The following is a 14,301-nucleotide window of genomic DNA, read 5'->3' as shown; positions in this document are numbered from 1 at the left end:
ACGGCCTTTTGAACACTAAAAATACCGGAGCGTTGTGGGTGGGCGTCCGGTCAACTGCGTCGACACGATTTCATGACACAGGGCGAATACAGTAAACCTCGCGCTGCGATCTGTCTTGACTTTGTCTGACCCGTTCCCGGTACTTTTTTATACATCGAGCAGGGAACGGTCCGACAAACGGAAGGGGGAGGGGCTAAGACGGGATCAGGCGACCTGAACCGGAATGGCATTGCTGGTATGGCTCAGTTCATTACCCGGCGCCATGTAGAGCATGCGTGGCTTGAAGTTGAGCAGCTCGGCTTCGGTGTAATGGGCGTATGCGCAGATGATCACGCGATCACCCACCTTGGCCTTGTGCGCTGCGGCACCGTTGACCGAGATCATGCGCGAGCCTTCTTCGCCACGAATCGCATAGGTGGTGAAGCGCTCACCATTGTCGACGTTGTAGATCTGGATCTGTTCGTACTCACGGATACCGGACAGGTCCAGCCATTCGCCGTCGATGGCGCAAGAACCTTCGTAATCGAGTACAGCATGGGTGACTTCGGCGCGATGCAGCTTGGCCTTGAGCATGATGGCGTGCATGAGTGTTTTTCCCGGGACGAAATCGAACGGCGGGCATTGTGCCCAAAGGCTTGAGGGCCAGCAATACAGCGTTTGGAGTCACCGCCGACCCCCTGTGGGAGCGAGCTTGCTCGCGATGGCGGACTGTCAGCCAACACAGATGTTGAATGTCAGTCCCTCATCGCGAGCAAGCTCGCTCCCACAGGGGAATTGCGGTGCTTTTAGGCAGTAGCGTCGAGGTTCAGGTGCAGGTTATCGATCAACCGCGTAGTGCCAAGAAACGCTGCCACCAGAATCACCAGATCCCGATCTTGCGCCGTTGCCGGGCGCAAGGTTTGGGCATGACGAATCTCCAGATAATCAGGACGCAAACCCGCCGCTCCAAGCTGCTTGATCTGCGCACCGATCAACGCCGGGAAATCCCGTTCGCCCTGTTTGATTGCGTCGGCGATCTGGCTCAAGCCGAGATACACAACCGGCGCAACGGCCCGCTGTTCTTCGCTGAGGAAACCATTGCGCGACGACAGCGCCAGGCCATCGGCTGCACGTACCGTCGGTTCGCCGATGATCTGGATCGGCATGTTCAGGTCATGCACCAGGGCGCGGATCACCGCCAGTTGCTGGAAGTCTTTCTGACCAAAGATTGCCAGGTCCGGCTGGACCATGTTGAACAGCTTGGTGACCACCGTCGCCACACCTTCAAAATGCCCGGGACGGCTGGCGCCGCAGAGGCCTTCGGAGAGTTGCGGAACGCTGACGCGGGTCTGGCCGACCATGCCGTCGGGGTACATTTCTTCAACGGTTGGCGCGAACAGCAAGTGGCAACCGGCCTGGAGCAGTTTCTCCTGATCGGCTGCGAGGGTGCGCGGGTACTTGTCGAGGTCTTCGCCGGCGCCGAACTGCAACGGGTTGACGAAAATGCTCGCGACCACGAAATCCACCCGTTGGGTGGCTTTGGTCACCAGTGCCACATGACCGCTGTGCAGGTTGCCCATGGTCGGCACGAAGCCGATGCGCTTGCCTTCACTGCGGGCACGGGCCACGGCGGCCCGCAATTCGCGTACGGTTTTTACGGTGTTCATGCAGAGAATCCGTGTTCGATACCAGGAAAAGTCGCCGCTTTGACTTCAGTGACGTACGCACCAAGCGCCGCTTGAATGTTTTGTTGCCCGGCCATGAAGTTCTTCACGAACTTCGGCACACGGCCAGTGATCGACAGGCCGAGCATATCGTGGAGAACCAGTACCTGGCCGTCGGTGCCACTGCCGGCGCCGATGCCGATCACCGGGATTTTCACCGCCTGGGTGATCTCTTCGGCCAGTTCGCTCGGTACGCATTCGAGCAGCAACATCGCCGCGCCGGCCTGTTCCAGGGCGATCGCATCGGCACGCATCTGCCGCGCCTGGTTTTCGTTGCGACCTTGTACTTTGTAACCGCCGAGGATGTTTACCGATTGCGGTGTCAGCCCCATGTGCGCGCACACCGGGATACCGCGTTCGGCCAGCAGACGGATCGAGTCCGCCAGCCACAGCGCACCTTCAACCTTGACCATGTGCGCACCCGCCTGCATCAACAGGGCGCTGTTGGTCATGGCTTGTTCGGTGGTGGCGTAGGCCATGAAGGGCAGGTCGGCGAGGATCAGCGCATCGGTGTTACCGCGCTTGACGCACGCCACGTGGTAAGCCATTTCAGCGGTGGTGACCGGCAGGGTGCTGTCGTGACCTTGCAAAACCATGCCGAGGGAGTCGCCCACCAGCAGCACTTCGACGCCAGCCTCATTGCAGGCGTGGGCGAAGGTCGCGTCATAGCAGGTCAGCATGGTGATTTTTTCACCTTTTTGCTTGAGACCTTGCAGAGTGGTCAGGGTGATGGCTGGCATGAAAAGTTCCTCATTCAGGCGCTGTGGAAACTACTGCGAGTAACGCGCGTGATTCTTCGTTAAATACAGGCGCACGGTCTGTTGTCGTGCTTTTAAGGCCTGGATTGCGCCCTTCAACGCCGTGTTGGCGGCAGCGGGACGCCTATAGTCGTGAGGAGAACTCGGGAAGTCAATTGCGTGTGTTACCGCATTGTTACGCGTGGGGTGTTACCGGGGTAACTGATGCGATTCAGCATGCCGCAGATCCTATGCGCAACACAAAACCCCTGTAGGAGTGAGCCTGCTCGCGATCGCGTACTGATATTCAACATCTCTGGTGAATGTTAAACCGCTATCGCGAGCAGGCTCGCTCCTACAGGGGGGGGCGTCAATTCAGGGCAGGAGCTCCAGGCCGACGAACGGGCAGGCAGCGAGCAAATCACTCAGGCTGCGACCATCAGCCAGACGCAAATCCGCAGGCGCCAGTTCGGCCAGTGGATAGAGAACGAAGGCTCGTTCCTGCATATGGTAGTGAGGCACCTTGAGGCGAGGTTCATCGATCAGTCGATCACCGAACAATACGATGTCGAGATCCAGCGTACGCGGCCCCCAGCGTTCAAGGCGCTCGCGGCCCTGTCCGTTCTCGATGGCTTGCAGCGCATCCAGCAGCTCCAGAGGTGGGAGTGTGCTGTCGAGGGCGGCAACTGCATTGGTGTAACGCGGTTGGCCGGGCAGCAGCGAGTCGCTCTGATAAAACGCGGACACCCCGATCAGTTCGGTCTGCGGCAACTGTGCCAGCGCCTCGACGGCGCTGCGCAATTGTTCGGCGGGGTCAGCCAGATTGCTGCCCATGCCGATGTAGATGCGTTCCATGGATTACTCGCCCGTGGCGCTCGGTGCGCCGGCGGTGCGTTTGCGCTTGGCGCCACCGCTGCGGCGACGTTTGCGTGGTGCGCCGGTGCCATCATCCTTGCCGCTGAGGTCGCGGATCATGTCGCGACGTTCGCTGTCGTTGGCGTCCTGATAATCCGTCCACCATTCGCCCAGGCCATCAGTCTGTTCGCCAGCGCTTTCGCGCAGCAGCAGGAAGTCGTAACCGGCACGGAATCGCGGGTTGTCCAGCAACAGGTCGGCGCGCTTGCCGCTGCGGCGTGGCAGACGCTCCTGCATGTCCCAGATCTCGCGGATCGGCATGGTGAAGCGTTTCGGAATCGCGATGCGCTGGCACTGTTCGGCAATCAACTCGTGAGCCGCTTCCTGCATCGCTGGAATCGGCGGCATGCCACGTTCTTGCAGGCGCAATACACGAGCCGGCAGGGCAGGCCACAGCAGCGCCGCAAACAGGAACGCCGGGGTCACCGGTTTGTTCTGTTTGATCCGCAGATCAGTGTTGATCAACGCTTCACTGATCAGCGTGTGGGTGTACGTCGGGTTGTATTCCAGGGCCTCGGCACTGGCCGGGAACAGCGGATCGAATAGCTGCAGGTCGACCAGCATCTCGAAGGTGTCCGCGGCATGGCCGGAGAGGAACAGCTTGAGCACTTCTTCGAACAGGCGGGCTGATGGAATCTCGCGCAGCATCGGCGCCAGTTCACGGATTGGCGCGGCGCTGTGTTTTTCGATGCCGAAATTCAGCTTGGCGGCGAAGCGCACGGCTCGCAGCATCCGTACCGGGTCTTCTTGATAGCGTTGCTTCGGATCGCCGATCAGGCGGATCAGGTGATTGCGGATGTCGTGTACGCCGTTGGCGTAATCGAGGATGCGCTCGCTGACCGGATCGTAATACAAGGCGTTGATGGTGAAGTCGCGGCGTTGCGCGTCTTCTTCCAGTGTGCCGTAGACGTTATCGCGCAGGATGCGCCCGCTCTCGTTGCGTGAGGACTGGTTACTGTCTTCCTCTTCATCGTTTTGCGGGTGATTGGCGCGGAAGGTCGCGACTTCAATGATTTCGCGGCCAAAGTGGATGTGCACCAGCTTGAAGCGACGACCGATGATCCGCGCGTTGCGGAATTCGGCTCGCACCTGTTCAGGTGTTGCACTGGTGGCGACGTCGAAATCTTTCGGCGTGATGCCGAGCAGCATGTCACGCACGCAGCCGCCGACCAGGTAAGCCTGATAACCGGCGTTCTGCAGGCGTTCGACGATGTTCACCGCGTAGCGACTGAATTGGGCCTTTTGCAGCGAATGTTGGCCGCTGTTGAGCACTTCAGGCGTACTGCGAATGTGTTGCGTATGACGCTTGGGAGAACGGAATGACTGGAACAGCTTCTTCAGCATGGGATGCACTGTTTGAAGGAATGTTCGGCCAAAACGAAGAATGACCGCATGATGGGCGGGGATTCTAGCATTTAGTCGGGGGATGGTGTAGGAAGCTGCGCAAGCGCTTGAAGCAGGGGCTTGTAGCGGGTCTAAACGCCAGAAACTACAAGGGGAGCCGAAGCTCCCCAAGAAAGTAGTTGCGTGCTCTATTTTTATTTTTGATTCGGGCTTCTTGTTTTTGTTGAGTGCCCTCGCCATGAAGTTTTTCCTTCATGACCCTCCCAATCGGGAGCCAAGAGCAAACGGATTGCTTTGGTCGCTGTGTTGCAGTGATCTTGCGATCCAACCAGTTCGGGCTCTGTCTTGTGACAGTTTTTTGTTGTTCTCAGCCTGGTCGTGGGGCAAGCCCCAAATACAACGCCTCTCCAAAAGAATCAGTTAGCTGCGCCTCTCGCCGTCTTGTTTTTATTGTGCGTGAGTCGATACGTCTTATTTTTATTGTCTTGTGCATTGCTTGTTATTGTTCTTGTACCAAACATATAGCAGGGTGCGTGCCAACTTTTGCGAAGCCCAGCAAAACAGGGGGTTAGACCGGCTGATGAGCTTTTCAGAGGCCAAAAAAAACCGGGGCTTCGTTACCGTAAGCCCCGGCTTCTGTTACGTGAAAAATCTGAGGTAACAGTTTTTTCACAAAGTCACGTGTTACCCGCACGCCTTACAGGTGGCGTTCAGCTCTCGCTGGCGACCCCGGTCTTGCGCCGCGGAATACCCAGGCGCTGACGGCGTTCCCACAGGCATTTGCGGCTGACCCCGAGTTTGCGGGCCAGCTCGGTTTCGGTCATGTGGTCCTGATGCTCGAGGACGAAGTGCTGGAAGTAGTCTTCCAGTGACAGGTCTTCGGTCGGCTCATGGCTATTGTTACCGGCGGTGCTGCCCTGTTGTGGAGGCAGGCCGATGAAATCGTCATCGTCCAGATCGCTCAGTTCGATGTCGATCCCCAGCAGCTCGGCGGAAATCTCCGGGCTCTCGCACAGGATGACGGCGCGTTCTACGGCGTTTTCCAGCTCTCGAACGTTACCCGGCCAGGAGTAATGACGAATCGCCTGCTCGGCATCCGGGGCGAACTTCAGATCAGTGCGGTTGACCCGCGCGCTCTGCCGCGCCAGGAACGCGTTGGCGATTTCGTTGACGTCGGCGCCACGTTCGCGCAGGGCCGGCAATTTCAGGGCGATCACGTGAAGGCGGTAATACAAGTCTTCACGGAACTGGCCGATCTTCGCCAGGCTCTTGAGGTCCCGGTGAGTCGCGGCGATCAGGCGCACATCGACTTTCTGTGACTGCACCGAACCCACACGACGAATTTCACCTTCCTGCAGCACGCGCAGCAGGCGAGCCTGGGCTTCCAGTGGCAGTTCGCCGATTTCGTCGAGGAACAAGGTGCCGCCGTCGGCCGCTTCTACCAGACCGGCACGCCCGGCGCTGGCGCCAGTGAACGCACCTTTTTCGTGGCCGAACAGTTCGGACTCGATCAGGCTTTCCGGAATGGCCGCGCAGTTCACCGAAATCATCGGCGCCTTGGCGCGTTTGGACAAATTGTGCAGGGCGCGCGCCACCAGTTCTTTACCGGTGCCGGATTCGCCCTGGATCAGGACGTTGGAGTCGGTTGGCGCGACTTTGCGGATCTTGCTGTACAGATCCTGCATCGGCGGGCAGGAGCCGATGATGCCGATTTCGCCGTTGTTGTTGCTGGCGCCCGGTTTCGCGGCGCCATTACCGGCTTTACCGGCGACCGGCTCACCGCTGGTTTGCACCGCTTGACGGTCACGCAGGATTCGCGCGACGGCCTGGAGCATTTCATCGTGATCGAAAGGCTTGGCGATGTAATCCACCGCGCCCATCTTCATCGAGTCGACCGCCGAACGCAGGCTGGCGTAGCTGGTCATGATCAGCACCGGAGTGCCCTGGCCGAGTTTGATCAACTCGGTGCCAGGCGCGCCAGGCAGACGCAGGTCACTGACGATCAGGTCGAACGTGGGAATGGTGAAGCGTTCTTGTGCTTCCTGCACTGAACCGGCTTCGCTGACCTGGTACTGGTTACGTTCCAGCAGGCGGCGCAAGGCGGAGCGGATAATTGTTTCGTCTTCGACGATCAAAATGTGCGGCATTGATTCGATACTCTCGACGGTCTCAGTTCACAGCGGACGTCGCTTCGACATGACGCGGCAAGGTCACCCGGATACGGGTGCCGCGTTGGCTTTGAACATCAGCCGGGCTGTCGATGGTGATTTGTCCATAATGCTCTTCAACGATGGAATAGACCAGTGCAAGGCCCAGACCGGTGCCTTCGCCAGGATCCTTGGTGGTAAAGAAAGGTTCGAACAATCTATCCATGATGTTCTTCGGAATACCGCTGCCTTCGTCCTCCACGATCAAATCGACCGTGTGTTCGCCGGCTTCGCTTTTGACCCGCACCGCACTGCCGGGAGGCGAGGCGTCGCGGGCGTTTGAGAGCAGGTTGATCAGTACTTGCGCGAGTCGCTGCGGGTCACCTTCACACCAGTGATCGGGGTCGCACAGGTTGTAGAACTGCACTTCGAAATTGCGTCGGTTCAGGGCTAGCAAACCGATGGCATCCTGGGCCACTTCGGCCAGACAGACGGGCTCATCACTGTGCTGATGACTGCCGGCGTGGGCAAAGCTCATCAGCGACTGAACGATGCGCGACACGCGTTTGGTCTGCTCCAGGATCTGCCCGCTGATTTCCTTGAGTTCACTGTCTTCTTCGCGCTCTTCGCGCAGGTTCTGCGCCAGGCAGGCGATGCCAGTGATCGGGTTGCCGATTTCATGGGCCACGCCCGCCGCGAGTCGACCGATGCTGGCCAGGCGCTCGGAGTGCACGAGTTTGTCTTCGAGCATCTGGGTTTCGGTCAAGTCTTCCACCAGCAACACCAAGCCGCTGTTACCTGGGGCCAGCGGTTCATCGATCGCCGCTTTGTGCAGGTTCAGCCAGCGGGTCTGGCCGTCGAGGGCCAAGTGCTGTTTGTGCAAATGCTCGTCCGGCAGATTGATAAAGCCTTGCAGCAGTTCTTTCCACGGATCGGCAATGGTGCTCAGGCGTGAACCCACCACACGTTGCGCGGCAATCCCGGTCAGCTCCTCCATGGCTTTGTTCCACATGAGGATTTCCTGATCCTTGGCCAGCGAGCAGACGCCCATCGGCAATTCCTGCAAGGTCTGGCGGTGATAGCGGCGCAGGGCATCGAGTTCGGCGGCAAGCCCGGTCAGGCGCGAGTGGTAATCTTCAAGACGACTTTCGATGAAGTGGATGTCTTCGGTGACATAGTTCTCGCCACCCGCCTTATAGGGCAGGAACGTTTCGACCATGTCTTGCGCCACGCTCGGGCCCATCAGGCCGGACAGGTTGGCTTCGATGCGGTCACGCAGGCGGCGCAAGGCATATGGCCGGCGCTCGTCGAATGGCAGATAGAGGTCGCGCAGTGCTTGTTCGACTTCTTTCTGCGCAGCCTTGGCACCCAAGGGTTTTGCCAGTTGCGTGGCGAATTCCTGAGGCGACGCGGCGTGCAATTCGCGGCGTTGCGGGCGACGCACGTTGTCCACGGCGCAGGCTTCAGCGGCGCTGGCTTCTTCCGGGCTGGCGTTGGTGAACAGCGAGATCAAGGTGAACATCAGCACGTTGGCGGCCAGCGAGGCGATCGCTGCCATGTGCCAACTGGTGTCGTCCAGCACGTAGATCATGTTCAGCAACGGGATGTAAAAGCCCTGCAGGTTGCCGACCAGTGGCAGCAGCATGGTCACCAGCCACACCAGAATCCCCGCGAGCAAACCGGCGATGAAACCACGGCGGTTGGCGGTCGGCCAGTACAGTACCGACAGCACGCCCGGCAGGAATTGCAGGGTGGCGACGAAGGCGACGATGCCCAGATTCGCCAGATCCTGTTCCGCGCCCAGCAGCAGGTAGAAACCGTAACCGGCCATGATGATCGCGACGATCAGCCCCCGGCGAGTCCACTTCAGCCAGCGGTAGATATTGCCTTCTGCCGGCGGTTGGTAGAGCGGCAGCACCAAATGGTTCAGGGCCATCCCGGACAGGGCCAAGGTGGTGACGATGATCAACCCGCTGGCCGCCGACAAACCGCCGACATAGGCCAGTAGCGCCAACGCCTTGCTGTTGGCTGCGATACCAATGCCCAGCGTGAAGTATTCCGGGTTGGTGGTGGCGCCGAGTTTCAGTCCGGCCCATAGAATCAGCGGTACCGCCAGGCTCATTAACAGCAGGAACAGCGGCAAGCCCCAGCTCGCACTGACCAGCGAGCGCGGGTTGAGGTTTTCGGTAAACGTCATGTGGTACATGTGCGGCATCACGATCGCCGAAGCGAAGAACACCAGCAGCAGCGTACGCCACGGCCCTTCCTGCAACGGGGTGTGCAGGGCGGCGAGGGCGGTCTGGTTTTGCAGCAGCCACAGTTCCAGCTGTTGCGGGCCGTCGAACACGCCGTAGAGCGCATAGAGACCCACGCCGCCGATGGCGATCAGTTTGATCACCGACTCGAACGCAATGGCGAACACCAGGCCTTCGTGTTTCTCGCGGGTCGCGATGTGGCGCGAGCCAAAGAAGATGGTGAACAGGGTAATCAGTGCACAGAAGCTCAGGGCCACGCGATGCTGCACTGGCTCGCGGGTGAGGATGCCGATGGAGTCGGCCACCGCCTGAATCTGCAACGCCAGCAACGGCAGCACACCGATCAGCATGAAGATCGTGGTCAGCGCGCCGGCCCAGGTGCTGCGGAAGCGGAAGGCGAACAGATCGGCTAGCGACGACAGCTGATACGTGCGGGTGATTTTCAGGATCGGATACAAAAGCACCGGTGCCAGCAGAAACGCGCCGGAGACGCCCAGGTAGCTGGACAAAAAACCGTAGCCGTATTGATAGGCCAGGCCCACCGTGCCGTAAAACGCCCATGCACTGGCGTACACGCCCAGCGACAGAGTGTACGTCAGCGGGTGGCGAATGATCGCCCGGGGGATCATGCCCCGTTCGCTGATCCAGGCTACGCCGAACAGCACCGCCAGGTACGCGGCGCTGATCAGGATCATCTGGGTCAGGCTAAAGCTCATCGGCATCTTTTTGGCTCTGCAGGATGAAGGTCACGACGATCAGAATCAGCCAGAGCAGATAAGGGCGATACCAGGCGCCAGTGGCGTCGATCCACCAATCCATGATGGCTGGGGAGAACAGATAAATCCCCACTACCAGGAGCAGGACCAAGCGATAGATGTACATCCCGGCCTCTCTTTTTTATGCGCGTGCCCGAAAACGTGCGGCGATGGTAACGGATGGGCGCGCTACTGCAAGTGTGATCACTGTAGTTGCGCTTCGGGCAGGTTGAGTGTGCGCGGGATTAACACTGCATCCCAGTGGGCGATGCCCCAGTTCAACACTTCCCGTGGGGTGGCGTAAGCCAGCTCGGCACCGGGATTGTGCCCCAGTGCGCGCAATGCACGCAGCAACAAGGGAGTCGCCTGATCTTCGGTCAACGGCGGCGAACGATAGGACTTGCCGAGCTTGTTGCCATCAGGCTGGGTGATCAGCGGGATATGCAGATAACGCGGTTGCGGCAGGCCGAGCAGTTCTTGCAGGTAGAGCTGGCGCGGTGTGGAGTCGAGCAGGTCGGCGCCACGGACGATATCGGTAATGCCTTGCCAGGCATCGTCCAGCACCACCGCCAATTGATAGGCGTAGAGCCCGTCGCGGCGACGGATCACGAAATCGCCGACCTCACGGCCCAGGTGTTGGCGGTATTCGCCTTGCACCCGGTCGATGAAGTGGTATTCCAGCTCGGGGACACGCAGGCGAATCGCAGCATCTTTAGTGTCATGACCGGCGTTGCGGCACAGCCCTGGATAAATCCCGTGATAGGGCGCTAGTGTCTTGCGTGAGCAGGTGCACGCGTAGGCCAGGCCGTGATTGAACAGGCGATTGAGGACTTCGGCGTAGGCATCGTGCCGGTCACTCTGTCGCACCATTTCACCATCCCACTCGAAACCGTAGCTTTCCAGGGCTTTAAGGATCGCCGCTTGAGCGCCGGGCTCTTCCCGTGGTGGATCGAGATCTTCCATGCGCATCAGCCAGCGGCCACCCACCGAACGCGCGTCGAGGTACGAGGCCAGCGCTGCGACCAGCGAACCGAAATGCAGATGTCCACTGGGCGTGGGGGCGAAGCGCCCGATGTAGGTGGAAGAGGTGATGGCAGTCATGGCTGGATATTACTTTGTTGGCGCCTGATAAGCGCACGGCTTGATACCGCCATCGCGAGCAAGCTCGCTCCCACACTGGATTTGTGAACGCCGCAGATCAAATGTGGGAGCGAGCTTGCTCGCGATGGCGATCTTAAAGTCACAGCAGGTATCAGCAAATGTCAGAAACAAAAACGGAGCGTTCGCACGCTCCGTTTTTCGTTCAAGTCGAGATTACTTGCCGACTTGCTTTTCCTTGATTTCCGCCAGGGTCTTGCAGTCAACGCACATGTCGGCGGTAGGGCGGGCTTCCAGTCGCTTGACGCCGATTTCGACGCCGCAGGACTCGCACCAGCCATATTCTTCGTCTTCGATCAGTTGCAGCGTCTTGTCGATCTTTTTGATCAACTTGCGCTCGCGGTCACGAGCACGCAGCTCGAGGCTGAATTCTTCTTCCTGGCTGGCACGGTCTGCCGGGTCCGGGAAGTTGGCCGCTTCGTCTTTCATGTGATCAACCGTACGGTCGACTTCCTGCATCAAGTCCTGTTTCCACTTATTCAGGATCTTGGTGAAGTGAGCGCGCATGGGCTTGCCCATGTATTCCTCACCCTTCACTTCTTTGTAGGGTTCGAAGCCGCTGATCGACTGGTTTTGCTGCTTTGCTTGGGTGGGCATGAAATGGACCGCCTCTACTCTTGTAATCCATTGCGCAGGATTGCTCCATCACCGACACCTGCCGGCCCTGCGGCTGCAAGCGGGCGAACTTACCAGATCAAATCGGACCGCGCTACTCCCGGATGTCGAGGTAGTGGCCCGCTGTGCTTGCAAATGATTGCAAAGCCTTGTCTGGCGGTGCTGGAGACCTGATCAATTATTGATTTTAGTCAAACCTGAGACACACGCTTGAGTCGTTTGAGACCGGAGTTATAACGGTCTGACCGCTTTAGGTTCTCGCTCGTTCCTGCGCTTGGGTAGAATCAGTTTTTTTTCCCGTTGAAGGAAGGCTAATGGCTCAGTCCTACAGTGCCCGCAGTCGCGCGATCGAACCTTTCCATGTCATGGCGCTGCTGGCGCGGGCCAATGAACTGCAAGCCGCTGGTCACGACGTGATTCACCTGGAAATCGGCGAACCCGACTTCACCACCGCCGAGCCGATCATTCAGGCCGGCCAGGCCGCCCTGACGGCGGGGAAGACCCGTTACACCGCGGCGCGCGGCATTCCCGAGTTGCGTGAGGCCATTTCCGGCTTTTATCAGCAGCGTTACGGTTTGAACATCGACCCGCAGCGAATCCTCATCACGCCTGGCGGTTCTGGCGCGTTGTTGCTGGCCAGCGCCTTGTTGGTGGACCCGGGCAAGCACTGGCTGCTGGCGGACCCGGGATACCCGTGCAACCGGCACTTTTTGCGGCTGGTGGAAGGCGCAGCGCAGCTTGTTCCTGTAGGACCAGACGTGCGCTATCAACTGACGCCGGACCTGATTGCCCGCCATTGGGATCAAGACAGCGTCGGCGCCCTGGTGGCGTCGCCAGCCAACCCGACCGGGACGATTCTGACCCGCGATGAGCTGGCGGGCTTGTCTGCCGCGATCAAGGAGCGTCACGGTCATCTGGTGGTGGACGAGATCTATCACGGTCTGACCTACGGCACCGATGCGGCCAGTGTGCTGGAAGTCGATGACAGCGCCTTTGTACTGAATAGTTTTTCCAAATATTTCGGGATGACGGGATGGCGACTTGGTTGGCTGGTGGCGCCTGAAGCGGCGGTCGGTGAGCTGGAAAAACTCGCCCAGAACCTTTACATCAGCGCCCCGAGCATGGCTCAGCATGCCGCTTTGGCCTGCTTCGAACCGGCCACGATCAGTATTCTGGAAGAACGACGCGCCGAATTCGGTCGTCGTCGGGATTTCCTGCTGCCAGCCCTGCGAGAGTTGGGCTTTGGTATCGCCGTTGAGCCTGAAGGCGCGTTCTACTTGTATGCCGATATCAGCAAGTTCGGCGGCGATGCCTTCGCGTTCTGCCGACATTTCCTCGAAACCGAACACGTGGCGATTACTCCGGGGCTGGACTTCGGTCGTTATCAGGCCGGCCATCATGTGCGGTTTGCCTACACCCAAAGTCTTCCGCGCCTACAAGAAGCGGTCGAGCGGATCGCGCGCGGCTTGAAGAGCTGGCAAGGCTGATGCGTTTTCATCCTCCCCTCGAAGAAGGCCGTTTGATTCGTCGCTACAAGCGTTTTCTCGCCGATATCGAAACTGTTGGCGGCGAGTTGCTGACCATTCACTGCCCGAACACCGGTTCGATGCTCAATTGCCAGGTCGAAGGCGGGCAGGTCTGGTTCAGCCGTTCCAACGATCCAAAGCGTAAGTTGCCCGGCACCTGGGAAATCGGCGAAACCCCTCAGGGGCGCTTGTTTTGTGTGAACACCGGGCGGGCCAACGGCTTGATCGAAGAAGCACTGCGAGCCGGCGTCATCACCGAATTGAACGGCTTTACCGAACTGAAGCGCGAAGTGGCCTACGGTCAGGAAAGCAGCCGCATCGACTTCCGCCTCGATTACCCGAGCGGGCCGGCTTATGTGGAAGTCAAAAGCGTCACTTTGGGCTTCGATGGTTCTTCGGTGGCAGCGTTTCCCGATGCTGTGACCCAGCGCGGGGCCAAGCATTTGCGCGAATTGGCGCATCTGGCCCGGGATGGAATTCGTGCAGTGCAGTTGTATTGCGTCAATCTCAGCGGCATCGACGCCGTGCGTCCTGCAGAAGAAATCGATTCGGCCTACGCCGCAGCCTTGCGTGAGGCGGTGTCGTGCGGGGTCGAGGTGCTGGCCTATGGCGTGCACTTGACCCACGAAGAAATGGTGGTCGATCGGCGTCTGGACGTGTTGCTGAATGGCTAAAGACTGACCCAGATCCCTTGCTCGTCTTCGCGGCAGGCGACAGTGGTCAGGGACTGGCCAGCGCAAGGGCCGGCGACGCATTCCCCGTCTTCGATCAGAAACAGTGCGCCGTGGGTCGCGCACTGGATCAGGCTGTTGCTGGGATCGAGAAACTGGTCAGGCTTCCATTCCAGTCCGACGCCACGGTGCGGGCAGCGATTGATGTAGACGTAAACCTGGCCGCCACGGCGTACGGCAAAGAGCTTCTGGCCGTCGATGTCAAAGCCGCGACTGGTGGCATCGGCCAGCTCAACGCCTGCACAAAGAAACTTCATGTCTATCCTCAAGTCCTGCGGCTCGTGACTGGATATGTCCGAGCTTGACGTTCAAATGCAAACAATTATCAAATGGCTGCCTTGCCTGTCGGGTTCAGGTGCCAGATGCCGAGGATACTTGGCCTGTCATCTCGATGCCCGGGAAAACCCTTAAAGGA

13 protein-coding genes are annotated in these 14,301 nt (G+C 59.3%); 2 read left to right on the top strand and 11 right to left on the bottom strand.

Annotated elements, in window-relative coordinates; all coding sequences use genetic code 11:
- Nucleotides 1–204 precede the first annotated feature (204 nt).
- The 10 genes from panD to dksA form a co-directional block, all read right to left on the bottom strand.
- Nucleotides 205–585 (bottom strand): aspartate 1-decarboxylase, encoded by a 381-nt coding sequence (gene panD / locus VD17_RS03625; RefSeq protein ID WP_046052719.1) that lies wholly within the window; start codon nucleotides 583–585, stop codon nucleotides 205–207.
- A gap of 200 nt (nucleotides 586–785) precedes the next feature.
- Nucleotides 786–1,646 carry a pantoate--beta-alanine ligase gene (gene panC, locus VD17_RS03620; RefSeq protein ID WP_046052718.1) on the bottom strand — a complete coding sequence of 287 codons (861 nt, stop codon included), beginning with the start codon at nucleotides 1,644–1,646 and terminating at the stop codon, nucleotides 786–788.
- A complete protein-coding gene (gene panB, locus VD17_RS03615) occupies nucleotides 1,643–2,443 on the bottom strand; it encodes a 3-methyl-2-oxobutanoate hydroxymethyltransferase (protein ID WP_033054352.1) in 801 nt (266 codons plus the stop codon). Before panB ends, panC begins: the two co-directional genes overlap by 4 nt.
- A gap of 372 nt (nucleotides 2,444–2,815) precedes the next feature.
- Nucleotides 2,816–3,295 carry a 2-amino-4-hydroxy-6-hydroxymethyldihydropteridine diphosphokinase gene (gene folK / locus VD17_RS03610; RefSeq protein ID WP_046052717.1) on the bottom strand — a complete coding sequence of 160 codons (480 nt, stop codon included), beginning with the start codon at nucleotides 3,293–3,295 and terminating at the stop codon, nucleotides 2,816–2,818.
- 3 nt (nucleotides 3,296–3,298) lie between these two features.
- Nucleotides 3,299–4,699: a polynucleotide adenylyltransferase PcnB gene (locus tag VD17_RS03605; protein ID WP_008153304.1), complete on the bottom strand. Its 1,401-nt coding sequence runs from the start codon at nucleotides 4,697–4,699 to the stop codon at nucleotides 3,299–3,301.
- 710 nt (nucleotides 4,700–5,409) lie between these two features.
- Nucleotides 5,410–6,846 (bottom strand): sigma-54-dependent transcriptional regulator, encoded by a 1,437-nt coding sequence (locus tag VD17_RS03600; protein ID WP_046052716.1) that lies wholly within the window; start codon nucleotides 6,844–6,846, stop codon nucleotides 5,410–5,412.
- A gap of 22 nt (nucleotides 6,847–6,868) precedes the next feature.
- Complete coding sequence (locus VD17_RS03595) at nucleotides 6,869–9,823, bottom strand: sensor histidine kinase (protein WP_185753101.1); 2,955 nt, start codon at nucleotides 9,821–9,823, stop codon at nucleotides 6,869–6,871.
- Entirely contained in the window at nucleotides 9,807–9,983 is a 177-nt protein-coding gene (locus VD17_RS32105; RefSeq protein WP_003176118.1) for a hypothetical protein, read from the bottom strand. Before VD17_RS32105 ends, VD17_RS03595 begins: the two co-directional genes overlap by 17 nt.
- Nucleotides 9,984–10,060: 77 nt before the next feature.
- Complete coding sequence (gene gluQRS, locus VD17_RS03585) at nucleotides 10,061–10,957, bottom strand: tRNA glutamyl-Q(34) synthetase GluQRS (protein WP_046052714.1); 897 nt, start codon at nucleotides 10,955–10,957, stop codon at nucleotides 10,061–10,063.
- Between the two features lie 213 nt (nucleotides 10,958–11,170).
- Nucleotides 11,171–11,611 (bottom strand): RNA polymerase-binding protein DksA, encoded by a 441-nt coding sequence (dksA, locus tag VD17_RS03580; RefSeq protein WP_007902025.1) that lies wholly within the window; start codon nucleotides 11,609–11,611, stop codon nucleotides 11,171–11,173.
- A 332-nt stretch (nucleotides 11,612–11,943) separates the two neighbouring features.
- Here dksA and VD17_RS03575 point away from each other — a divergent pair, with 332 nt between their 5' ends.
- Both VD17_RS03575 and sfsA read left to right on the top strand, forming a co-directional pair.
- A complete protein-coding gene (locus VD17_RS03575; protein ID WP_033054357.1) occupies nucleotides 11,944–13,116 on the top strand; it encodes a pyridoxal phosphate-dependent aminotransferase in 1,173 nt (390 codons plus the stop codon).
- Nucleotides 13,116–13,829, top strand: a complete 714-nt coding sequence (gene sfsA / locus VD17_RS03570) for a DNA/RNA nuclease SfsA (RefSeq protein ID WP_046052713.1) — start codon at nucleotides 13,116–13,118, stop codon at nucleotides 13,827–13,829. Before VD17_RS03575 ends, sfsA begins: the two co-directional genes overlap by 1 nt.
- Here sfsA and VD17_RS03565 read toward each other — a convergent pair.
- A complete protein-coding gene (locus VD17_RS03565; RefSeq protein ID WP_046052712.1) occupies nucleotides 13,826–14,143 on the bottom strand; it encodes a Rieske (2Fe-2S) protein in 318 nt (105 codons plus the stop codon). The two genes, sfsA and VD17_RS03565, sit on opposite strands and share 4 nt — an antisense overlap.
- Nucleotides 14,144–14,301 lie beyond the last annotated feature (158 nt).

Origin of the sequence: Pseudomonas fluorescens, assembly GCF_000968015.1 — a bacterium.
Lineage (GTDB): Bacteria > Pseudomonadota > Gammaproteobacteria > Pseudomonadales > Pseudomonadaceae > Aquipseudomonas > Aquipseudomonas fluorescens_W.
Note: the sequence above shows the minus strand (reverse complement) of the source record. Positions and strands in the feature narration are given on the sequence as shown.